Raw genomic sequence first — 20,800 nt, 5'->3', positions numbered from 1 at the left:
TCAGGCCGTCTTACGGGCCGCAAGATTGATGATCTGGGGACTGGCTGCCTGTCTCACCATGGCAAACAGATCCTTGGGGTCGGCGAGCTCCGGCACCAGCTCGATCTGTGACAGCAGGCCTGCGCCTTGCGCCAGGCTATGCATGGTGCGCAGCGCCGAGTAGTCCTCCAGCGCGAAGCCCACGGAGTCGAACAGGGTGATCTGGGCATCCGATGTCCGGCCCGGCGCCAGCTTCTGTAGCACGCGCCACAGCTCGGTCACGGCAAAGTCGGCGGGCATTTGCTGCAGCTCGCCCTCGATGCGCGTCTGAGGCTCGTACTCGACAAAGACCTGCGCACGCTGCAGGGCGCTGGCATCGAACTCTGTCTTGCCGGGGCAATCACCGCCCACGGCATTGATATGCATGCCGGGCTCCAGCAAATGCCCGGGGATGATGGTGGCGCGGGTCTTGTCGGCGGTGGCGGTGGTCACGATGTCCGTGTCGGCCACGGCGTCTCGCACGCTGGTGCAGACGATGGCCGTAGCGGAAAAATCGGGCAGGAACGGCTGCAGGTTGTGCAGCAGCTTTTGCGAGGCCGCAGGGTCGATGTCGAACAGGCGCAGCTCGCGCACGCCCAGCAACTCCATGAAGGCCAGAGCCTGGAATTCGCTTTGCGAGCCATTGCCGATCAGCGCCATGCTGCGGTTGCCGGCGCGCGCCAGATGGCGCGCAGCCATGGCGGATGTGGCGGCGGTGCGCAAGGCCGTGGTCAGCGTCAGCTCGCTGACAAAGCGCGGCATGCCGGTGGCGACATCGGCCAGCGCGCCGAAAGCCATCACGGTGGGAAGGCCCAGGCGTGGATTGTGCGGGTGGCCGTTGACGTATTTGAAGGCGTAGTCTCGCGCATCGGCCACCGGCATCAACTCGATCACGCCGCTGGCTGAATGGGCGGCTGTGCGCGCGCTTTTGTCGAAGTCCTGCCAGCGGCCGAAGTCGGCCTCCAGGGCTTGGCTGATCAGGCGCAGCACCTGGGTGATGCCGATGCGCGCGACCAGCCGGGCTGCGTCGCTGGCGCTGAGAAAGTCGGTCCGGAATGGTGTGCCGGCCAGAGCTTGAGGAACAGACATGAGACTTCCTCCTTGACCCCATTTTTGAGGATTTCAGCGCCAAATGCCAGAGGAAGGCCTGGGAAATACCCAAGAGCTGGACCCATGACCGCGCTGTGCGCAGGTCCAGGACAGGGCCCGCATGGGTTTGAGTGCGGGCCTGTCGCCAGCGAAGATGGGACAATGTCGGCCATGACTCAGACCATCACGATTACCCGCCCCGATGACTGGCACTTGCACGTGCGCGATGGCGATGCCATGCGCTGCGTGGTGCCGCACACTGCCCGCCAGATGGGCCGTGCCATCATCATGCCCAACCTCAAGCCTCCGGTCACCACGGCGGAGATGGCTGCGGACTACCGCGCCCGCATTCTGTCGGCCGTGCCTGCAGGCAGCCAGTTCCAGCCGCTGATGACGCTGTATCTGACGGACAACCTGGGCCCTCAGGAAATCGTGCGCGCCAAGGAGGCCGGCGTGGTGGCCTGCAAGCTTTATCCCGCAGGTGCCACGACCAACTCCGACCATGGCGTGACCGATCTGCGCAAGATCTACCCGACGCTGCAAGCCATGCAGCGCGAAGGCCTGGTGCTGCTGGTGCATGGTGAAGTCACCGATCAGAGCATCGACCTCTTCGACCGCGAAGCCGTGTTCATCGAGCAGCAGCTCAAGCCTCTGCGCAAGGATTTTCCCGAGCTCAAGATCGTCATGGAGCATGTGACGACCAAGGAAGCCGCCGAGTACGTGGCTGAGGCCGATGATTTCCTGGCTGCGACCATCACGCCCCAGCATCTGCTGTTCAACCGCAATGCCATCTTCCTGGGCGGCGTGCGCCCGCACTTCTATTGCCTGCCGGTCCTCAAGCGCGAAACCCATCGTCTAGCCCTGGTGCAGGCCGCCACCAGCGGCAGCAGCAAGTTCTTCCTGGGCACGGACAGCGCTCCCCATGCCGCGCACCTGAAGGAAGCCGCGACCGGCTGCGCCGGCTGCTACAGCGCCCACGCCGCCATCGAGATGTATGCCGAGGTGTTTGACGGCGTTGGCGCCCTGGACAAGCTTGAAGCCTTTGCCTCCTTCAACGGCGCCGATTTCTACGGCCTGCCCCGCAACACCGACACCATCACCCTGGTCAAGGAAAGCTGGACGCCGCCCGTGAGTTTTGAATACGGCGAAGGTGCGCAGCTCAAGCCTCTGCGCTTTGGCGAAGCATTGCCCTGGAAGATGCAGGATTAAAAACAGTAGCTGCAAGCGCCTGTGTTCACTTGAATTAAAGGTGTTTCCGGTCTGAAATCAAGAAAGGAGTTGCGCAAGCTGCTCCTTTTTTAATTTGGCTTTATACAAGGCCTCGGTTAGGCTTGGCCAAACAGCGCTCAGGAGATTGCATGCCCAACGATGTCCAGCCCAAGATTGCCTTGCTGATCGATGCGGACAACGCGCCCGCGGAGATGATTGACGAGATATTGACCGAGCTGTCCACCTTCGGCCTGATCAATATCCGCCGAGCCTATGGCAACTGGACCAAGGCCGGTCTGCATGGCTGGCAGAGCAAGCTGCTGGAGTACGCCGTTCGGCCCATGCAGCAGTTCGACTACTCCAAGGGCAAGAACGCGACCGACATGGCCATGACGGTGGATGCCATGGAGCTGCTCTATACCGAAAAGCCCGATGCCTTCGGCATCGTTTCCTCGGACGCCGACTTCACGCCGCTGGTCATGCATTTGCGCGCCAAGGGCGCTGCGGTCTATGGATTCGGTGCGGAGCAGACGCCCAGGGCTTTCGTCAACGCCTGCTCGCGCTTTCTGTATTTCGATGCGCTCAAGGAACTCGGCGACGGCATTGTCAGCCGCAGCGAACGCCGCGAGGCGCTGGAGGCCGATGCAGTTCCACGTGCAGTGCCTGCGGCAAGCCAGCCATCCGAGCAGACCCTCCCTGTCAGCAATGGCAAGGTGGCAGGTGGCACGGGCGCTGCGGCCCCGGCATGCACCACGTTGCGCGTGCCTTCGCACATGCTCAAGGAAGACAGGCAGCTCATTGCCATGCTGCGCGATGCCGTCAAGGCGACGCAGGACGAAGCCGGCTGGGCACGTGTGGCTGCGGTGGGCACGCATATCGGCAACAAGCTGTCGTTTGATGCGCGCAACTATGGCTATGCCTCGCTGACCAAGCTCATGGCCGCGACCCAGGTGTTCGAGTTGCGTGACGAGGGCACGGCCCGCGTGGCGGTGCGCGATCTGCGTGGGCATCAGGACGAGGTGCTGCCTTGATGCAGCCAGCCGCAATGCCGTCAGTGGATTGGGCCATTGACTGGCAGGCGCCCTGGCTGGCACCGCTGCAAGCGCTTGGACGTCAGGTTCATGACCGGGTGCTGGGCGGTGCCGGCGTGGCCCGGGCCTTGCAGGAGGTGGCTGCCGCCCAAGGACTGCTGCCGGGCTGGCAGTTCGTCGATCAGCTGCAGCTGCCTGCCGGCCAGGCCTATGAGGCATTCATCCACAGCCGGCGCAGCATTCCCACGCGCGACAATCTGCATGACTTCTTCAACGGCCTGATCTGGCTGCACTGGCCGTTGCTCAAGCAGCGGCTCAACGCGCTGCAGGCGGCCGAGATAGAGCGCCAGGGCGTGGGGGCGCAGCGCGGGCGCCTGCGCGATTCGATCACGGTGCTGGACGAGAACGGCGGCTTGCTGCTCGCGCCGCAGGCACTGTGCGATGCGCTGCGCGACAAGCGCTGGCAGGAGCTGTTTGTGGCCCGGCGTGTGCTGTGGGCGCAGGCGCGCTTTCTTCCCATAGGCCATGCCCTGCTGGAAAAGCTGGTTCAGCCGCGCAAGGCCATTACCGCGCATGTGATCTGCGTGCCGCTGGGGCAGGCTCCAGGGCTGGCATCGCTGGCCGAGGCCGATGGCTGGCTGGACCATCAGTTGCGGACCCAGTCTTGCAATCTGGCCGGCAAGCCCTATCTACCAATTCCCATATTGGGAATCCCGGACTGGTGCCTGCAAAACCAGAACTTTTCCTTCTATGATGACTCTCTAGTTTTCCGAGCCCCACGTACCGCACAAACAACACAACAACGGGTACTGCCAGAAACAGAACTGGCTTGATGCGCATTCGTCCTGCACAGGCGGTGCCTCAGGGGTTCTGGTCATTTTGTCCCCTGTGTGGAGTACACCCTCGATGAAACGTATTGCCTTATTTCTACTGACCAATATCGCCGTGGTGGCGGTATTGGGCATCGTCGCCAGCCTGCTGGGCGTCAACCGCTACCTCACTGCTAACGGCCTCAATCTGGGCGCCCTGCTGGGCTTTGCCTTCATCATGGGCTTTGGCGGCGCCATCATCTCGCTGCTGATCTCCAAGCCCATGGCCAAGTGGACATCGGGCGTGCAGGTCATCAACGAGCCGCGCAACGCCGACGAGGCCTGGATCGTCAACACCGTGCGCGGCTTTGCTGAAAAGGCTGGCATCGGCATGCCCGAGGTCGGCATCTATGAGGGCGAGCCCAACGCCTTTGCGACTGGCGCCTTCAAGAACTCGGCCCTGGTGGCCGTGTCCACAGGTCTGCTCGAAGGCATGACGCGTGAAGAGGTCGAGGCCGTGATCGGTCACGAAGTGGCCCACATCGCCAATGGCGACATGGTGACCATGACGCTGATCCAGGGCGTGATGAACACCTTTGTGGTCTTCCTCTCGCGCGTGATCGGCTATGCGGTCGACTCCTTCCTGCGCCGCAACGACGAGCAAAGCTCGGGCCCCGGCATCGGCTACATGATCACCACCGTGGTGCTGGATATCCTGCTGGGCTTTGTCGCCGCCATGATCGTGGCCTGGTTCTCGCGCCAGCGTGAGTTCCGTGCGGACGCGGGTGCTGCCCAGCTCATGGGTCGCAAGCAGCCCATGATGAATGCGCTGGCCCGTCTGGGCGGCATGCATCCGGGCGAGCTGCCCAAGAGCGTGGCGGCCATGGGCATTGCCGGTGGCATCGGCCAGCTGTTCTCTACCCACCCGCCCATCGAGCAGCGCATTGCTGCACTGCAGAACGCCCGCTAAGCGTACGCATGTGTAAACGGCAGTAGCCGGTCTTTACCGCTGCTTCACAAGCCCCTGTCAACAACCGGCAGGGGCTTTTGCGTTGTAGGAGCATATACATGTCCCCGGACTTTCAGGAGTTGCGATGTCCTTCATCTCTCAAACCATGACCCGCCGACTGCTGCCGGTCTTGCTGCTGGGCGGCTCCGCTGCCCTGCTTACGGGCTGCGTGGTGGCCCCGGCCTATCCGGCTTATGGAACCGAGGTGGTTGCGGGCGACGTCTATGCACCCATGGCCCCGCCTCCCCTGATCAACGAGGTGATCCCGGTGGCTCCCTCGCCGGCCTATGTCTGGATCGGCGGCTCCTGGGGCTGGGGCGGCGGACGCTATAACTGGCGTCCCGGTCGCTGGGCCATGCCGCCACGTCCCGGCTACGGCTGGCATGAAGGGGGCTGGAACCATGGTCCTGGCGGCTGGCATCACGGCGGCGGCCATTGGGGACCGCGCCGCTGAGGGCGTCCGCTAGGTGACAAGAGAAGGCATCCGCCCGCTAGGCGGGCCGTGCCGGCATCGCTAGAGTCGGATGCAGGAGGTTTGCCGTGAATCCTGCTCTTGTCACCCGCCGCGAAGGCGCTGTTCTCGTTCTTTCCAACAACAACCAGGCAGCGCGCAATGCGCTGTCTCCCGAGTATTACCACGCGGTCATGGAAGCGCTGCGTGCGGCCGGCACCGATGCCTCGGTGGCCGCCGTGATTCTGACGGGCGAGGGCGGTCATTTCTGCGCTGGCGGCGATCTGAACCAGCTGGCAAGGAGGCGCGAGATGCCGCTGGCCGAACGCCGCCTAAAGCTTGAGGATCTCAACCATCTGATTCGTGCCATACGCGACTGCCCCAAGCCTGTGATCGCAGCGGTGGAGGGCGCTGCCGCGGGTGCAGGCCTTTCTCTGGCCATGGCTTGCGACATGCTGGTGGCGGCAAGGTCGGCGGTTTTCTCGGTGGCCTATGTGAAGGTCGGCCTCACACCCGACGGTGGCGCGACTTCGTTTCTGGCCGAGTTCATGTCCCGTCAATTGCTGACCGAGCTCTGCCTGACGGGCGAGCGCATCAGCGGCGAGCGCATGCATGCGCATGGCTGCATCAACCGTTTGACGGAGCCGGGCCAGGCCCTGGCTCAAGCGCTGGAGCTGGCGCGGCAACTGGCCCAGGGGCCGGAAGTGGCGACCGCGCGTATCAAGGCACTGTGCCGGGTGGCACACCGCCACAGCCTGGAGCAGCAGCTGGCGCTGGAGGCCGACCATATGGTCGAGGCCCAGGGCAGCGAGGAGTCTCGCGAAGGCATTGCGGCCTTTCTGGAAAAGCGTGCGCCTGACTTTGCCAGGCTGCGCGGTGCCTGACAGGTCGTTCCCTGCGGCCTAGCGAACCGTGTAGTTGAGCTGGAACATCACGCCGGCATTGCCCAGCACATTGATCTGGGTGCCCCAGTTGCTGTTGAAGTCATAGCCCACGGCCGGAATGGCCGTGATGCCCCAGCCATGCCTGTTGTTGAACGGGATCTTCTTGTTGTACGGAAACTTGTAGCCGTGAATGATGCCGCCCGTGACCTTGAAGAAAAGGCCAGGCACGCTGTCAAAAGGCCTGAATCGCCAGCCGTAATAGGCGTACTGGCTGGGCTGGCCGAATGAGTTCCTGAAATAGGCAAATCCCGCGATATGGCGCTCGTCCAGCTCCTTCTCGGCCTGGATCAGCCAGACATAGGCGTGCTTTTGTTCGTCGGGCTCGAAATCGTTTTCCTTTTTGGCATCGGAGAAATGCCAGTCCAGGGGGGCGTAGCCGAGCATCCAGCCCGATAGCGCCGAGGGCCTGTCGGCGCTCTTGTCCGCCGCAGCAGCGGGATCACTGGTTTGTGCGCTGGCACTGACTGCCGCCAGCCAGCAGGCCAGTCCCAGGGACACGGAGGCAGGGGCAGGTCGCAGAGGTTTCATGGAGACGCTTGGCGTGCAATGAAGTCACCAGCGTAGCGATGCCAAACCTGGTGCATTGTCAGTCAGCGTCCAAAAACTTGTGAAGCCATGACGTCTGGTATGGAAGCGCCCATCAAAGGTGACCAGCGGCAGGGCTGGCATGCCTGGGAGTGGGTGCAGCGCGGCTGCCTGCCTCGTTTAGAGGGCGCCGCCCGAGCCGCGCGCGCCCGATGAGGGCACCTCGACGCCGAGAATCGCGGCTGCAACGGCCTCGCCGACCTTGATGCCGTCCACACCGGCCGACAGAATGCCGCCCGCATAACTGGCACCTTCGCCGGCCGGGTACAGGCCGCGCGTGTTGTCGCTCTGGAAGTCGGCGCCGCGACCGATCTTGACCGGGGACGAGGTGCGGGTTTCCACACCGGTCAGCACGGCATCCTTCATGTCGTAGCCGCGAATCTTTTTGCCAAAGGCGGGCAGGGCCTCGCGCATGGCTTCGATCGCATAGGCGGGCAGGGCCTGGTGCAGATCGCCGAGGCTGATGCCGGGCTTGTACGAGGGTTGCACCTCGCCAAATTCGGTGGAGGGCTTGCCAGTCACAAAGTCGCCCACGAGCTGGCCGGGCGCACTGTAGTTCTGGCCGCCGAGCACATAGGCTTGGGACTCCAGCTGGCGCTGCAGCACAATGCCGGAGAGCGGGTGATGCTCGCCTTTTTGCTGCTTTTCGACGCCAAAGGTCTTGCCGTCGAAGGCCCAGGCAAAGCTCTCGGCGTCTTGCGGGTAGTCTTCGGGGCTGATGGCGCAGACCATGCCGGCATTGGCATTGCGCTCGGCGCGCGAATACTGGCTCATGCCGTTGGTGACGACGCGCCCGGGTTCGCTGGTCGCTGCCACCACGGTGCCGCCCGGGCACATGCAAAAGCTATAGACGGCGCGGCCATTTTTGGCATGGTGCACCAGCTTGTAGTCGGCAGCGCCCAGCAGCGGGTGGCCGGCATCCTTGCCCCAGCGGGCGCGGTCGATCACGCTTTGCGGATGCTCGATGCGAAAGCCCACGGAGAAGGGCTTGGCCTCCATGGCCACACCGCGCTCGTAGAACATGGCAAAAGTGTCGCGCGAGCTGTGGCCCAGAGCCATCACGGCATGATGGGTGGGCAGCGCATAGCTTTGGCCCGTGGCCTGGTCGAGCACCTGCAGACCGACCAGCTGGCGCTGGCCGTCGACCTCTTCGATCTGTACATCGGTCACGCGCTGCTCGAAGCGGATTTCTCCGCCCAGGCGCACGATTTCCTCGCGAATGCCTTCGACCAGCTTGACCAGCTTGAAAGTTCCGATATGGGGGTGAGCCGCGTAGAGAATTTCGGGCGGCGCACCATAGGTCACGAACTCGGTCAGCACCTTGCGGCCCAGATGGCGCGGGTCCTTGATCTGGCTGTAGAGCTTGCCGTCGGAGAAGGTGCCGGCGCCGCCTTCGCCGTACTGCACATTGGACTCGGGCGTCAGCTCGCGCTTGCGCCACAGGCGCCAGGTGTCCTTGGTGCGCTCGCGCACGGTCTTGCCGCGCTCCAGCACGATGGGCTTGAAGCCCATCTGGGCCAGCACCAGCCCGGCAAACATGCCGCAGGGTCCAAAGCCCACGACCACGGGGCGCTCGTTCATATCCGCCGGGGCCTGGCCCACGGGTTTCCAGCTCATGTCGGGCGTGGGATTGACATGGGGATGGTCGGCAAACTGCGTCAGCAGCGCGGCCTCCTGGCTCTCATCGGCCAGAGTGATGTCGACGATGTAGACGGCCAGCAGCTCCGCCTTGCGCGCATCGAAGCTGCGCTTGTGCACATGCAGCTTTGCAATGGCGGCGGCCGTAATTCCCAGGCGCTCGGCCGCAAGCTGCGTGAGCTTGTCCGTGGGCTGGTATTCGGTGTGGTTCTCGGGGTGGTATTCAACCGCCGAGAGAGGGAGTTTGAGTTCTGCGATCCGGATCATGGCTTGTACCTATCAAGCAAGGGTCTGGATGGTACGGCAAAGACCTGATGACTGCGCGACAAGGCCATGGTGACCTCGGCTTTTGTTGTGCTTATTGCTTCTAGGAAGATAGCGGTTTGCGCTTGATACAGCTCATGCTCTCATCTCTTTGAACACGAAGTTGCTATGGAACAAGCGCAGTCAGCTATGCATTTGATAGTGATGTGCTGGTGGCCTTTTGTTATTTGTAGAGCAGTTGCGGCAGCCACAGACCGATCTGCGGCCAGATGTAGAGCAGCACGATGGCCAGGATTTGTATGCCCATGAAGGGCATCATGCCCACGAAGATCTGGTTGAGCGTCACCGAAGGCGGTGCCACTCCCTTGAGGTAGAAGGCAGACATGGCCACGGGCGGAGAGAGGAAGGCCGTCTGCAGATTCAGCGCCACCAGCAGGCCGAAGAACAGCGGGTCAACGCCAAAGTGGTTGAGCAGGGGGATGAAGATGGGCATGAAGATGACGACGATCTCCGTCCATTCCAGCGGCCAGCCCAGCAGAAAGATCACGACCTGAGAGAGGATCATGAACTCTATCTTGCTGAGGTTCATGGACAGTACCCAGCGCTCTATGAGCTCCTGCCCGCCCAGCAATGCAAAGGCGGCGGAGAAAATGGCCGAGCCCACAAACAGCCAGCAGACCATGGCCGAGGTTTTGGCAGTCAGGTACACGGACTCCTTGACGACATCGATACTCAGGCGCTTGTAGGCAGCGGCAAGCACAAAGCCGCCCAAGGCGCCCATGGCAGCCGCTTCGGTCGGCGTGGCCAGGCCAAAGACGATGGAGCCGAGTACGGTCAGGATCAGCACCACCAGCGGAAAGAACGAGCCCAGCAGCATCTTGAAGATTTCCAGCCGCGCAAAACTCAGAAACAGATAGAACAGTGCGGTGCAGGTCCCCAGCAGTGCAAAGCCAATCCACCACCAGGTGGGGGCTGGCTGGGTTTCAGCCTGGCTGGCAGCAGGCACGCCCGGTGCGTTGCTGCCTGTTTCAGGCTCTGCCGGCGCCGTTGCTGCCACTGTGCTGGAGGGTTCTGAGCCGGGCGGCTCCTGCAGCCCTCCTTCGGTGGGTGGTTCCTGCAAGCCACCTTCTATGGGCGGCTCGGCAAGGCCTGTGCCGGAGCTGGAGGAGCTGCCGCTTTCCATGCCTATGGGCTGGATCTCGAACTGTTCCTGCACCTTCGGCGTCGTCACTGCCTGCCAGCTGCTCGCAGCCAGCAGCAGGAACAGCATTCCGGGCAGAACCACCACGGCCAGCTGGCGCAGCAGGTAGCCCGTGGGAACCTGTGCATTGCGCTGGCCTTTGAGTGCGGCCAGCAGGCGCATGGGGGCGTATTGCTGAGCGGTGGCGGGCAGCTCGCGAGTCAGGGGCGGTAGAGCTACCTGGCGCTCGGCGGCTGACAGCGGTGGTGCCCAGGCCGGCTTGATCTTGGCCATGAGAACCACATAGCCCACGTACAGGCCGGCAAGCATCAGGCCAGGGAAGAAAGCGCCGGCATACAACTGGACGACGGAAACGCCTGCTGTCGCGCCATAGAGAATCAGCAGCACCGAAGGCGGTATCAAGATGCCCAGGCAGCCACCCGCCGTGATGGCCCCTGCCGCCATGGACGTGCTGTAGCCGGCACGCAGCATGGTTGGCAGTGCCAGCAGACCCATGAGCGTGACTACGGCGCCCACAATGCCGGTGGCGGTGGCAAATACGGTGCAGGTCACCAGCGTGGCCACAGCAAGCGAGCCCGGCACGCGGGCCATGGCCAGGTGCATGCTTTTGAACAGCTTTTCGATCAGGTTGGCGCGCTCGACCAGATAGCCCATGAAGACGAAAAGGGGGATGGCGATGAGCACGTCATTGGTCATGCTCTTGTAGGCTGACTGCACCATCAAATCCAGTGTGCGTGTGGTATCTCGCTCATAGGCCAGCCAGGTGAAGATCATGCCCATGCCCATCAGCGTGAAGGCAGTGGGAAAGCCCAGCATGATGGCGACCACCACCAGCGACAGCATCAGCAAGCCCAGATGGCCGTTGGTGATGTTTTCTACGCCCAGCAGCAGCACGATGGCCGAGAGCACGACCAGGGCCATGATGGAAAAGCCGAACCAGAGTTCCTTGCGCATCTTCATGCTTTGCCCTCCTGCACCATTTCCTTGAGCTTTTCCACATCCACTTCTTCCACGTCTGCGCCGCGACGGGGCCACTGGCCGTCGCGCAGGCACAGCATGCAGCGGGCGATTTCAGCAAGACCCTGAAGCAGCAGCACGCCACCAGCCAGCGGAATCATGAATTTGAATGGATACAGCGGCAACGGATGGGCAGAGAAGGTCTGCTCGCGAATGTCCAGCGATTCGTGGGCATAGGTCCAGCCGGCCCAGGTCAGCGCCAGTACGCCAGGCAGGAAGAACAGGATGTACAGGCACAGATCCACGGCAGCCTGCGCACGCGGGCTGAAGAAGCCGTAGAGCACATCGCCGCGCACATGGCCGTTCTTGGACAGGGTGTAGGCGCCGGCCAGCATGAACATGGTGCCGTAGAGCATGATCTGTGCATCCAGCACCCAGGCGTGAGGTTTGTTCAGTGCGTAGCGGGAGAACACCTCCCAGCTGATCAGCATTGTCAACAGCACCACGGCCCAGGCCGCCACCTTGCCGATAAAGGTCGAGAACGCATCGACAGCAAGCAGAATTTTTTGCATGGCAGTCTCCGCTGCATGATGCAGCGAGGTGCGAAGAGGATGGGATGCCCGCCTGCCGGGGCGGGGTTGCGGGAGGCAGACAGGCGCAGCCCCTTCTGGGCTGCGCTGTGTCGGCATCAACTGCGTTTTTGCGCGAAGTAGTGGTTCCAGGCCATCTTGAAGTCGAGGTCGGTATCGTTTTGCCAGCGCCCGCTGCGCTGGGCAAACGTGCGCATGGAGTCCATCACCCTCTTGAACATGGGGTTCTCGGCGGCCTTCTTGGATGTCACCTTGTCCCAGGCGGCCAGTTGGGCGCGCAGGATGGCGTCGGGTGTCTTGTAGAACTTCACGCCCTGCTTGGACTGCATCTCTGCATAGTCCTTGGCATAGCGGTCGGTGGCCTTCCAGCTCATGTCGGCGCTGGCGGCCTGGGTGGCGTACTCGATGATGGACTTGATCTCGGCCGGCAGGGCGTTGAACTTGGTCTTGTTGAACAGCACCTCAAACTGCTCGCTCGACTGGTGAAAGCTTTGCAGCATGCAGTTCTTGGTCACATCCGGAAAGCCCAGCACGCGGTCGCTGGATGCATTGTTGAACTCGGCGGCATCCAGCAGGCCGCGATCCAGGGCTGGAACGATCTCACCGGCAGGCAACGGGTTCACTGCCAGACCCATTTCCGTAAACACATCCACGGCAAGGCCGACGGTGCGGAATTTCAGTCCCTTCAGGTCCTCCACCTTGGCCACGGGTTTCTTGAACCAGCCCAGCGGCTGGGTCGGCATGGGGCCGTAGAGTTTGGAGACCACGTCCATTTTCAGGCCGCCGTAGATCTCGTCCAGCAACTCCTTGCCTCCGCCATAGTTGTGCCAGGCCAGCACCATATTGGCATCCATGCCAAAGGCCGGTCCGGACCCCCAAAGCGCTACGGCCTGGCTTTTGCCATACCAGTACGCAATCACGCCGTGTCCGCCATCCAGCGTGCCTTTGGATACGGCATCCAGCAACTGGAATGCTGGCACCACGGAGCCGGCAGGCAGCACCTCGATCTTGAGGCGGTTGCCAGTCATGTCGTTGACTTTCTTCGCGAAGTCCTGGGCAAACTCGTGAAAAATGTCCTTGGCCGGCCAGGTACTCTGAAAGCGCCAGGACGTGGTCTGGGCCGTGCTTATCATGGGCACGGACATGGCGGAAGCAGCCACCGCGGCACCTTTGAGTAGGTTGCGGCGGCCGGCTTTCTGGGTCTCCTGTGTCATCTACTTCATCTCCTCTGGGTGGTTATCCTGGCCTTCCGCCAGTGCATGCATCTTTGAAGCGAGTGACAGGCCGGCGCAGAGGGTTAACACCAGACTTGATGGGTGGATGGCGGCTTGAAGTCTTGATGTTTCTTTAGTGAAATCAATCTATTACGCCCGCAATTAAAGTGGTGTTTGCTATGGATTGGTGAGTGTTTGGCAGTGCTGGAGATCTGCCGGTTAAGGGTAATTTGGGGGGCGCTGCGTAGATGTATCGTTGCGGTAAAGCTCGCAAGGCAAGCGCCTGAATGACTTGCCGTGCACTAGCATGCAGCCAGTCTGACTTGACGCCAAAGCTCCATGCCTTATTCATCCTCCGACTCTTTCCTGCCGCTTACCCGCAGACATTGGCTGCAGCATTCCGGTGCTGTGCTGGGGGTGCTGCCCGTCATTCCCTTGCTCGGCTGCGCAGCTCCCGCTGCGGAGTCGGTGAGGAGCGTGGGGAAAGCGGCTGCTCCATGGCTCAGCGGTGGTACGGCGGCCATCACAGCCGCTGTGCGCGGCATCAACCCGTTTGCCAGTGCAGGGCTGGCGGGCAGTTGCCGCCTGACCTGCGAGGCCACCATCGGCCCCTGTCACACGCTGTCTCCCGAGCGCATGGATGTCAGCGATGGCTGGGATGGCCTGCCGCTGCATATGCAGATTCGCGTGGTCAACGAGCGCTGCGAGCCGGTGCCGGGCACGATTGTGGAGATCTGGCATACCAATCACACGGGCGGTTACTCGGGCCAGATTCACCGCATGTGCAACAACGATGCCGCCGATGTGAACAAGCAGTTCTTTCGCGGCTATCAGCGCACCGACGGCAATGGCGTGGCGCGCTTCGACAGCTGCTACCCCGGCTGGTATCGCGGCCGTGCCGTGCATGTGCACTTTCGCATTCTGCAAGGCAGCTACGACCCGGCGGACAGCGCTGCATCGTGGCTGACCAGCCAGCTGTTGTTCAGCGATGCGCTCAATAGCGAGATCTTTGCGCAGGCGCCGCTTTACAAGGACAAGGGCCAGCCCGATACCCGCCTGGATGTGGACAACGTGGTCGGGCAGGAGCCGGACAAGACGCCTTATGTCTTCGATGTGCAGAACCTGGGAGGGGTGATGCTGGCATCGAAGACCATGGTGGTGCGCAGCGACAGTGCCGACAAGCTCTGCCAGGTCAAGGGCTCCATGCCGCCAGGCGGCCCGGGTGGGCCAGGAGGTCCGGGGCGGCCCGGCGGCATGCGGCCGCCGCGCCCGGGCATGATGCCGTCACCTCCGCCTGGCACCTGAACCAGACTTCAGATCACCAGTCTGGAGTAGCCGATTCCGGCCGCTTTTTCCACGCGGATCTGCGCCGGAATACGCTCCTTGAGCGCTTCCACATGGCTGATGACGCCAATCATCTTGCCGCTGGCGTTGAGTGCATCGAGCGCGGCGAGGGCCATCTCCAGCGTATCGCCGTCCAGCGTGCCGAAGCCTTCGTCGAGGAATAGCGAGTCAATCGAGGTCTTGCTGCTGACCAGATCGGACAGTGCCAGTGCCAGTGCCAGGCTGACGAGAAAGGCCTCGCCGCCCGAGAGCGTGCGCGTGTCGCGCGCCACATCGCCCTGCCAGCCGTCCACGATGTCCAGCTCCAGCTCGCCCGTGGGCTTGCGCCGCAGCAGATAGCGACCGTGCAGGCGCTCCAGGTGCCGGTTGGCCAGATGCAGCAGATGGTCTAGCGTCAGCCCCTGTGCAAACTTGCGGAACTTGTCGCCCTTGGAGGAGCCTATCAGGCTGTCCAGGTGTTGCCAGAGATCGCTGTCCTGCTCCTGCTCGGCAATCCGGGCCAGCAAGGCTTGCTGGCCCGCGCGGCGGTCATCGTCATCTTTGAGGCGGGCGCGGTGGGCGCCCAGCTGCTCGGCCTGCTGGGCGCGTTCGGTCTCCAGCTGGGTAATCTGCTCGGTAATGGTTTCGGGTGCTTCATCGCTGAGCGCCTGTGTCTGCAGTGTGGTCAGGCGCCGGCTGGCGTCTGCCTGCAAGGCGGCTGCGCGTTGTGCCGCGCCCTGAAGCTGGTTGCTCAGTGCCTGCAGACCTTGCTGTTCGGCATCGGACAGCAGGGCTGCGGTGTACTGCGCTTCGTCGGAGAACGGGCTGGCCTGCAGCGCCTGCTGCCATTCGGTCTGGGCCTGCCGCGTCGATTGCTGCAGCTGCTCGAGCGTGGCTTGTGCCTGGCTTGCCTGACCTTGCAGCCTGGCCAGCTGCTGCGCAGTCTGCTCGAGCAGAACTCTGCAGTCTTGCAGCGTGGCGGCGGGTGGCGCTGTACAGGCGGTGGCGTCGGCGGGCAGATCGGGCAGGGCCTGGCTGCGTTGCAGCCAGTGCTCGGCATTCTCTGCGGCTTGCTCGACCTGGCGTTGCAGCAGGTCGATCTGCGGGGTCAGCTCTTGCATTGCCTGTTGCTGGCGCTGCCATTGCTGCCATTCCTGCTGACGCGCATCTAGCCAGTCTGCGGTGTCCGCGCTCTCGGGCAATGCGTAGCCTGCCGTCTGCAGGGCAAGCTGCAAGCGAGTTTGCAGGTCGCCGGCCTGCTGCATCAAGGCTTGCAGTGCCTGAGCGGTCTGCTCCTGCTGCGTCAGATTGTTCTGCAGAGCCTGCCGGGTGCTGGCCTGTGCATGCTCGATCTGCTGCTGGTGTTGCAGAGCCGCCTGGCAGGCGTCCTTGGACTGTTGCAGCTGGCGTTCGGCAGTTTCGGCATCGGCCAGGCTCTGTTGCAGCTGCGCAATCTGCTGCCCGGCTTCAGCGCAAGCGGTGCGCAGTGCTTCGGGCTGCTGCCATGCCGCCTCATCCAGCGGCACTGCGCTCTGTGCGCGCAAGTCAGCCCAGCGTGACAGCCATTTTTCAATCTGCTGGGCAATGGCCTGGTGCTGCTCCTGCTGCAGCTGCTGCTGACCCTGGGCAGTGGCCAGCGCGGTGTTCAGCTGTTCGCCCTGGCGCTGCAGCGACTCGAGTTCGCTCTGTGCCTGCTGCAGAGCAGCGGCTGTGGCTGATACATCCAGCGCCGCGTATTCGGTGATGGCTGGGTGATCCTGAGACCCGCACAGCGGGCAGGCATCTCCGGGCTGCAGCGCGGCGCGGTGCTCTTGCAGGCTTTGGATGAGGCGCTCCTGGTCAAGCAGGGCTTGCTTGTCGGCCGCCTTTTCCTTGAGTGCCTTGTACTGCGCACGCAAGTCATCGCGTTGCGCCAGCTGCTCCTGAATGCGGGAATCAACGGAGCTCAACGCCTGCGAATTGCGCTGCTGCTGCACGTCCAGGGGCTGGCGCAGTGCGGCATGTTCCTGCAACTGCTGCCAGTGATGCAGCTGGCGCTCTGCGTTTTGCCAGTGGCTGCGCAGCTGAGGCAGGCTGCCGTGCGTGGCCAACTGCTGCTGCAGGGCTTGCTCTGAGGCCTGCTGCTGTTGCAGCGTCTGGGAGACTTGCCGTGTCGACTGCGTGGATTGCTGCGTCTGTGCATCTGCTTGCTGCTGCAGTTGCCGGGCGAGCTTCTGCAACTGCGTCATCTGGCCTTCTGCCTGGACGGTTTGCCGTTGCAGTTGCTGGCCTTGCTGCAGCTGCTCGCGCCAGCCGCTGAGGTTTTCACCCAGCAGGGCGTGGCTGGCATGGGCTTGCTGCCATGCCGTCAAGTCGGCCTGCCGGGCCTGTGCAGACTGCAGCTGCAGCCTTGACTGCTGCAGCTGATCGCCAGCCAGTTGCCGGGCCTGTTGGTGTTGATGCCATTGCGCGCTTTGGGCTTGCAGCCGCAGGGTATGCAGTTGCTGCAATTGCGCGGCCTGTTCGCTTTGCTGGTCTTGTGCCAGCTGCCAGCGATGGTGCATGGGCTGGATTGCCTGCGCAGGTCCGTGGGCCTGCAGGCGCAGCAAATCGTGCGCGGCATCACTCAGCGCTTGCTGGGCGTTCGCTTGTGCATTGCGCGCCTGCTCCACCTCCTCCATGGCCTGCATGGTCTGTGCCTGCCAGCGTTGTACGGTTTGCAGCTGCTGGTGGCGTGCCTGCAGATCCGTCAAGCCGGTCTGTAGCAGTGCCGCCTGGGATTGCAGCTGCTCGCGTGTGCCGGCATCCAGCAGTTGCATGCCCTGTGCCTGAGCCTGTTGCTTTTCCAGGGCCTGGCGGGCGTCGCGCGCTCTTTCGAAAACGGACTGCGAGATGCGACCGTAGATATCGGTGCCGGTCAATTCTTCGAGCAGCTCGGCGCGCTCATTGGCCGTGGCCTGCAAGAAGGCGGCAAAGCCTCCCTGGGCCAGCAGCATGGACTTGGTAAAGCGCGCAAAGTCCAGTCCGGTGATTTCGGCGATGCGCCGGGTTTTGTCCTTGACGTGGGTGGTGAGTATGCTGCCGTCCGCCACCAGTGCCAGCTCCACCCTGGGAGCTTGCAGGGCGGCATCCGGCTTGCCGCGCGCGCGGCGCTGGCTCCAGAAGGCGCGGTAGGCCACGCCCTTGACTTCGAACTCCACCTCGGCTTCGCACTCGCCGGTGTGGCGCGTCATGATGTCGTTGCTGCCGCTGATGCTGTCGAGGCGCGGCGTCTGGTGATAGAGCGCAAGGCAGATGGCATCGAGCAGCGTGGACTTGCCAGCGCCCGTGGATCCGGTGATGGCAAACAGGCCGTTGTCGGCAAAGGGGGCCGCGGTGAAGTCGATGTTCCACTCGCCCTTGAGCGAGTTCAGATTCTTCAGCCGCAGTTTGAGAATTCTCATGCCGCAGCTCCTCGTTCATCGTCGAGAGCGTTCAGCACCTGCCGATAGCTCTCGGTCAGCGCGGACTGCATCCGGGGCTCCAGGCTCTCCTGGGCCAGTCGGCGCGCAAATACATCGAGCGGGGTGAGTTCATCCAGCGACTCGCGGGCCTCGCCGGACAGCTGTGCCGCAGCCTGGCTGCGCTGGCGCTTGATGCGCAGAATCTCCACGGGCAGCGACTCGGCCATGGCCTGCACGCGCGCCGTGAGGTCGGAGAGATAGTCGTCTTCCTGTACCGTCACCTCCAGCCAGACCGGTCGATCGGCTTGTGCCTGGGCCGAGGCAGATTTCAGCAAGGCAGGCATCTGCGCCAGACTGCCGGTGATGGAGGCCATGGGCTGGAACACCGGCACGGGCAGGGCGGTGACGGCCTGCAGCCCGCCGGCATTGAGATCCACCAGCAGTACCTGCTTGGTCTGCCTGGCTTCGTCAAAGCCCAGCGCGATGGGAGAGCCGCTGTAGCGAATGTGATCGAGCCCGCCGACGAGCTGCGGCTTGTGGATATGGCCAAGGGCGATATAGCAGGCTGGCGGGAAAGCATTGGTCGGAAAAGCCTCCAGTGCGCCTACATAGATTTCACGCACCGATTCATTGCTGCTGGCACCCACCGTGGTCAGATGGCCGGTGGCAATGATGGGCAGCAGTTCGCCCTGGCTGGCCTGTATCTCATTCTGCGTTTGAAGGGCTGCGGCATACACGCGCTGGTAGGTGGATGCAATCGCGACTTGCAGTGCCTGCTGCTTGTCCTGTGCGCTTTGTCCGGCCTGGCTTTGCTGCACATCACGCGGGCGGATGAAGGGCAGTGCGCAGACGATGCAGCCAGGCTCCCGCGCTGTGCAACGTCGCGGCAACGTGACGACATGCCGGGCCTCATCACCGGTCGAGCTGACCACCTGGGCGCCCAGGTAGGTCAGCAGTTCTCGGCTTTCATCGAGCACGCTGACCGAGTCATGATTGCCCGCCAGGATCAGCAAGGCCGTGCCTGCGTCGTGCAGGCGCACGATGAGCTGGTTGTACAGCTCGCGCGCATAGCTGGGCGGGGCTCCGGTGTCGAAGATGTCGCCGGCGATCAGCACGGCATCCACGGCATGGGCCTGCACCTGGGTGAGCAACCAGTCGATCAGGGCCTGATGCTCGGCCTGACGGCTGCGGCCCATAAAGTGCTGGCCCAGATGCCAGTCGGAGGTATGGAGAAGACGCATGCGGCGATGGTATGCCAGCCGGCCCCCGTCTTACTCGCTGTCCAGCCGTTCTTGCGATAGCTCCTGCTCGAACAAGGCATGGCCTTTGGCCCAGCCGCCACCCCAGATCAGGTCCATGGTCCCGGCCAGCGCCTCCAGGCGCGGTTCATCGAGGTCCGAGCGTGCATGCTCGGTCTGGAACAGGCGGTAGAGCGCGGCCTGGCTCATGCCTTCATCCCTGAGGGCATGAGCCAGTTTCTCCAACGCCGCCGCAGTCGGTGCCGGCTGGTCTGGCCGCAGAGCTGCCTGCAGGCGCCGGGCAGACATCATCTCAGCGCTTGCCAGCGCGCTTGGCCGTCCAGTAGCTGAATTCTTCCTTGCCGACCTCATAGTCCAGCTCCTGCAGCCTGGCCTGCAGGTTTTCCTGCACATCGGCCACGGCACGGTTGTAGATGCAGGGGCCTATTTCCGCGAGAAAGAAATTCAGCAGGGCACCGGATTGCATATTGCCTATGGGTTCGTCCATGTTTTCGCGGAAATAGCGTTCTATGGAGGCAATGGCCTGCTGCTGCGCGTGTTTGGGGAGTTCTATGCTCATTGATCAAGCTTTCTTGTAAATCTTCTTTCGCTTCAAGCGTCTGATTTCGCTTTAGCTGACTGGCTACCTTGTCTCGCAACTGGCGGTGTGTCAGTGGCAGTCCGCTTCATGGCTTCGGCCAAGCACGGAGCGTCATAGGGTGATTGCTGCACCACATGCACTTATTATGTGCATGTGCTCATGTTGATGCACGCAGGTGGCATGAATACGATGGTTTCTTCGTTATTCACAAGGAAAAGTCATGGCCCTCGCCATTCGAATCTACAGCTCAGGTGCGCCCGAAGTGATGCAGCTCGAAGAGCTGGATCTGCCGTCACCGGGGCCGGGCGAGGTTCTGCTCGAGCAGACCGCCATCGGTGTCAATCCTCTGGATGTCAATCAGCGCAAGGGCCTGGTGCCGATTGCATTGCCTTCGGGCCTGGGTCTGGAGGGCGCGGGAACAGTGGCCGCCGTGGGCTCGGGAGTGTCGGGCCTGAAGTCAGGGGACCGTGTTGGCTACGCAACCGGGCCGCTGGGCGCGTATGCCAGTGCGCGCTTGTTCCCCGCTGATCGTCTGATCCGGCTTCCGGACAGTCTCGCGGATGATGCCGCCGCGTCGGTCCTGTTCAAGGGCATCACGGCTCAGTACCTGCTCAAGACCACCGGCCAGGTGAGTCAAGACAGCCGAGTCCTGATTTATGGCGCTGCCGGTGCTCTCGGACAGCTGATGTGCGCGTGGGCCAAGCATCTGGGCGCCCAGGTTCTGGGCGTCGTCTCCAGGCCCGCCAGCGTGGAACGCGCCAAGGCGGCAGGCTGCGACCATGTGTTTGTCTTTGACGCGCAGTCACTGCCATCCCAGGTGATGCAGGTCACGCGGGGCCAAAAGGTGGACGTGGTCTACGACTCCATCGGAAAAGACACTTTCCTGGCTTCGCTGGACTGCCTGCGACCCAGAGGACTGATGGTGTCGTTTGGTGCCACATCGGGCCTGCCGCCTGCCATTGAGGTCGGCGTGCTCAATGCCAAGGGCTCGCTGTTTCTGACCCGTCCGTCTCTGGCCGCGCATACGGCAACGATAGAGGAGTATCAGAGCCGTGCGCAGGACGTGCTTGACGCCATCGCAGCCGGCATACTCACGCCTCGCATATGGAAAAGCTACGCGCTCAAGGACGCAGCCCTGGCGCATGCAGACCTGGAGCAAGGACGCTCGCAAGGCTCGATCATCCTCACCCCCTGAATTGCTACAGAC

The 20,800-nt window shown here is 62.9% G+C and carries 18 protein-coding genes; 8 read left to right on the top strand and 10 right to left on the bottom strand.

Annotated features, from left to right (window positions below):
• Entirely contained in the window at positions 1-1,107 is a 1,107-nt protein-coding gene (locus tag AAIL67_RS10510; protein WP_224648953.1) for an ornithine cyclodeaminase, read from the bottom strand.
• A 162-nt stretch (positions 1,108-1,269) separates the two neighbouring features.
• On the opposite strand from AAIL67_RS10510, the gene pyrC reads away from it, so the two are divergent.
• The 6 genes from pyrC to AAIL67_RS10480 all read left to right on the top strand — a co-directional run bounded on the left by pyrC (position 1,270) and on the right by AAIL67_RS10480 (position 6,500).
• On the top strand, positions 1,270-2,316 hold the full coding sequence (pyrC, locus tag AAIL67_RS10505) for a dihydroorotase (protein WP_063663836.1): 1,047 nt from the start codon (positions 1,270-1,272) through the stop codon (positions 2,314-2,316).
• Between the two features lie 149 nt (positions 2,317-2,465).
• The gene (locus tag AAIL67_RS10500) at positions 2,466-3,347 is read left to right on the top strand and encodes an NYN domain-containing protein (protein WP_224648952.1); all 882 of its coding nucleotides are present in this window, start codon (positions 2,466-2,468) and stop codon (positions 3,345-3,347) included.
• 14 nt (positions 3,348-3,361) lie between these two features.
• Positions 3,362-4,180 carry a DUF3025 domain-containing protein gene (locus AAIL67_RS10495; protein ID WP_224648951.1) on the top strand — a complete coding sequence of 273 codons (819 nt, stop codon included), beginning with the start codon at positions 3,362-3,364 and terminating at the stop codon, positions 4,178-4,180.
• A 73-nt stretch (positions 4,181-4,253) separates the two neighbouring features.
• Positions 4,254-5,126 carry a protease HtpX gene (htpX, locus tag AAIL67_RS10490; RefSeq protein ID WP_003068113.1) on the top strand — a complete coding sequence of 291 codons (873 nt, stop codon included), beginning with the start codon at positions 4,254-4,256 and terminating at the stop codon, positions 5,124-5,126.
• Positions 5,127-5,250: 124 nt separating this feature from the next.
• Complete coding sequence (locus AAIL67_RS10485) at positions 5,251-5,619, top strand: YXWGXW repeat-containing protein (protein WP_003068115.1); 369 nt, start codon at positions 5,251-5,253, stop codon at positions 5,617-5,619.
• Positions 5,620-5,705: 86 nt separating this feature from the next.
• On the top strand, positions 5,706-6,500 hold the full coding sequence (locus AAIL67_RS10480) for an enoyl-CoA hydratase (protein WP_063663838.1): 795 nt from the start codon (positions 5,706-5,708) through the stop codon (positions 6,498-6,500).
• Between the two features lie 18 nt (positions 6,501-6,518).
• Here AAIL67_RS10480 and AAIL67_RS10475 read toward each other — a convergent pair whose 3' ends face one another.
• The 5 genes from AAIL67_RS10475 to AAIL67_RS10455 form a co-directional block, all read right to left on the bottom strand.
• A complete protein-coding gene (locus AAIL67_RS10475; RefSeq protein WP_063663840.1) occupies positions 6,519-7,088 on the bottom strand; it encodes a hypothetical protein in 570 nt (189 codons plus the stop codon).
• Positions 7,089-7,265: 177 nt separating this feature from the next.
• Positions 7,266-9,050 (bottom strand): FAD-dependent protein, encoded by a 1,785-nt coding sequence (locus AAIL67_RS10470; protein ID WP_224648949.1) that lies wholly within the window; start codon positions 9,048-9,050, stop codon positions 7,266-7,268.
• Between the two features lie 220 nt (positions 9,051-9,270).
• Positions 9,271-11,208, bottom strand: coding sequence for a TRAP transporter large permease subunit (locus AAIL67_RS10465; protein ID WP_343483966.1), 1,938 nt, complete (start codon positions 11,206-11,208; stop codon positions 9,271-9,273).
• Positions 11,205-11,777 carry a TRAP transporter small permease subunit gene (locus tag AAIL67_RS10460; protein WP_003068125.1) on the bottom strand — a complete coding sequence of 191 codons (573 nt, stop codon included), beginning with the start codon at positions 11,775-11,777 and terminating at the stop codon, positions 11,205-11,207. Before AAIL67_RS10460 ends, AAIL67_RS10465 begins: the two co-directional genes overlap by 4 nt.
• A 116-nt stretch (positions 11,778-11,893) precedes the next feature.
• Positions 11,894-13,009, bottom strand: coding sequence for a TRAP transporter substrate-binding protein (locus tag AAIL67_RS10455; protein ID WP_034354417.1), 1,116 nt, complete (start codon positions 13,007-13,009; stop codon positions 11,894-11,896).
• Between the two features lie 339 nt (positions 13,010-13,348).
• Here AAIL67_RS10455 and AAIL67_RS10450 point away from each other — a divergent pair, with 339 nt between their 5' ends.
• On the top strand, positions 13,349-14,314 hold the full coding sequence (locus tag AAIL67_RS10450; RefSeq protein WP_343483963.1) for an intradiol ring-cleavage dioxygenase: 966 nt from the start codon (positions 13,349-13,351) through the stop codon (positions 14,312-14,314).
• 8 nt (positions 14,315-14,322) lie between these two features.
• On the opposite strand, the gene AAIL67_RS10445 is transcribed toward AAIL67_RS10450, so the two are convergent.
• From AAIL67_RS10445 to AAIL67_RS10430, 4 genes are read right to left on the bottom strand one after another with little or no spacing between them, the layout of a single operon-like run.
• A complete protein-coding gene (locus AAIL67_RS10445; protein ID WP_343483962.1) occupies positions 14,323-17,754 on the bottom strand; it encodes an AAA family ATPase in 3,432 nt (1,143 codons plus the stop codon).
• Entirely contained in the window at positions 17,751-18,995 is a 1,245-nt protein-coding gene (sbcD, locus tag AAIL67_RS10440; RefSeq protein WP_343483961.1) for an exonuclease subunit SbcD, read from the bottom strand. Before sbcD ends, AAIL67_RS10445 begins: the two co-directional genes overlap by 4 nt.
• 30 nt (positions 18,996-19,025) lie before the next feature.
• On the bottom strand, positions 19,026-19,304 hold the full coding sequence (locus tag AAIL67_RS10435) for a hypothetical protein (protein ID WP_034391019.1): 279 nt from the start codon (positions 19,302-19,304) through the stop codon (positions 19,026-19,028).
• A gap of 1 nt (position 19,305) precedes the next feature.
• Entirely contained in the window at positions 19,306-19,572 is a 267-nt protein-coding gene (locus AAIL67_RS10430; protein WP_063663854.1) for a DUF2164 domain-containing protein, read from the bottom strand.
• 241 nt (positions 19,573-19,813) lie between these two features.
• Between AAIL67_RS10430 and AAIL67_RS10425 the strand changes: the two genes are divergently transcribed.
• On the top strand, positions 19,814-20,788 hold the full coding sequence (locus AAIL67_RS10425) for a quinone oxidoreductase (RefSeq protein WP_343483959.1): 975 nt from the start codon (positions 19,814-19,816) through the stop codon (positions 20,786-20,788).
• Positions 20,789-20,800: the final 12 nt, after the last annotated feature.

Origin of the sequence: Comamonas sp. A7-5 (genome assembly GCF_039581385.1) — a bacterium.
GTDB lineage: Bacteria > Pseudomonadota > Gammaproteobacteria > Burkholderiales > Burkholderiaceae_C > Comamonas > Comamonas thiooxydans.
The sequence above is the reverse complement of the archived record's forward strand: the minus strand, read 5'-3'. Positions and strand labels throughout refer to the sequence as shown.

What these genes read in the sequence shown, in the direction of transcription:
- AAIL67_RS10495 (WP_224648951.1), top strand. Translation starts at nt 3,362, where the DNA reads ATGCCGTCAGTGGATTGGGCCATTGACTGGCAGGCGCCCTGGCTGGCA.
- pyrC (WP_063663836.1), top strand. Translation starts at nt 1,270, where the DNA reads ATGTCGGCCATGACTCAGACCATCACGATTACCCGCCCCGATGACTGG.
- AAIL67_RS10455 (WP_034354417.1), bottom strand. Translation starts at nt 13,009, where the DNA reads ATGACACAGGAGACCCAGAAAGCCGGCCGCCGCAACCTACTCAAAGGT.
- AAIL67_RS10445 (WP_343483962.1), bottom strand. Translation starts at nt 17,754, where the DNA reads ATGAGAATTCTCAAACTGCGGCTGAAGAATCTGAACTCGCTCAAGGGC.
- AAIL67_RS10465 (WP_343483966.1), bottom strand. Translation starts at nt 11,208, where the DNA reads ATGAAGATGCGCAAGGAACTCTGGTTCGGCTTTTCCATCATGGCCCTG.
- AAIL67_RS10475 (WP_063663840.1), bottom strand. Translation starts at nt 7,088, where the DNA reads ATGAAACCTCTGCGACCTGCCCCTGCCTCCGTGTCCCTGGGACTGGCC.
- AAIL67_RS10460 (WP_003068125.1), bottom strand. Translation starts at nt 11,777, where the DNA reads ATGCAAAAAATTCTGCTTGCTGTCGATGCGTTCTCGACCTTTATCGGC.
- AAIL67_RS10470 (WP_224648949.1), bottom strand. Translation starts at nt 9,050, where the DNA reads ATGATCCGGATCGCAGAACTCAAACTCCCTCTCTCGGCGGTTGAATAC.
- AAIL67_RS10485 (WP_003068115.1), top strand. Translation starts at nt 5,251, where the DNA reads ATGTCCTTCATCTCTCAAACCATGACCCGCCGACTGCTGCCGGTCTTG.
- AAIL67_RS10435 (WP_034391019.1), bottom strand. Translation starts at nt 19,304, where the DNA reads ATGATGTCTGCCCGGCGCCTGCAGGCAGCTCTGCGGCCAGACCAGCCG.
- htpX (WP_003068113.1), top strand. Translation starts at nt 4,254, where the DNA reads ATGAAACGTATTGCCTTATTTCTACTGACCAATATCGCCGTGGTGGCG.
- sbcD (WP_343483961.1), bottom strand. Translation starts at nt 18,995, where the DNA reads ATGCGTCTTCTCCATACCTCCGACTGGCATCTGGGCCAGCACTTTATG.
- AAIL67_RS10430 (WP_063663854.1), bottom strand. Translation starts at nt 19,572, where the DNA reads ATGAGCATAGAACTCCCCAAACACGCGCAGCAGCAGGCCATTGCCTCC.
- AAIL67_RS10500 (WP_224648952.1), top strand. Translation starts at nt 2,466, where the DNA reads ATGCCCAACGATGTCCAGCCCAAGATTGCCTTGCTGATCGATGCGGAC.
- AAIL67_RS10450 (WP_343483963.1), top strand. Translation starts at nt 13,349, where the DNA reads ATGCCTTATTCATCCTCCGACTCTTTCCTGCCGCTTACCCGCAGACAT.
- AAIL67_RS10425 (WP_343483959.1), top strand. Translation starts at nt 19,814, where the DNA reads ATGGCCCTCGCCATTCGAATCTACAGCTCAGGTGCGCCCGAAGTGATG.
- AAIL67_RS10510 (WP_224648953.1), bottom strand. Translation starts at nt 1,107, where the DNA reads ATGTCTGTTCCTCAAGCTCTGGCCGGCACACCATTCCGGACCGACTTT.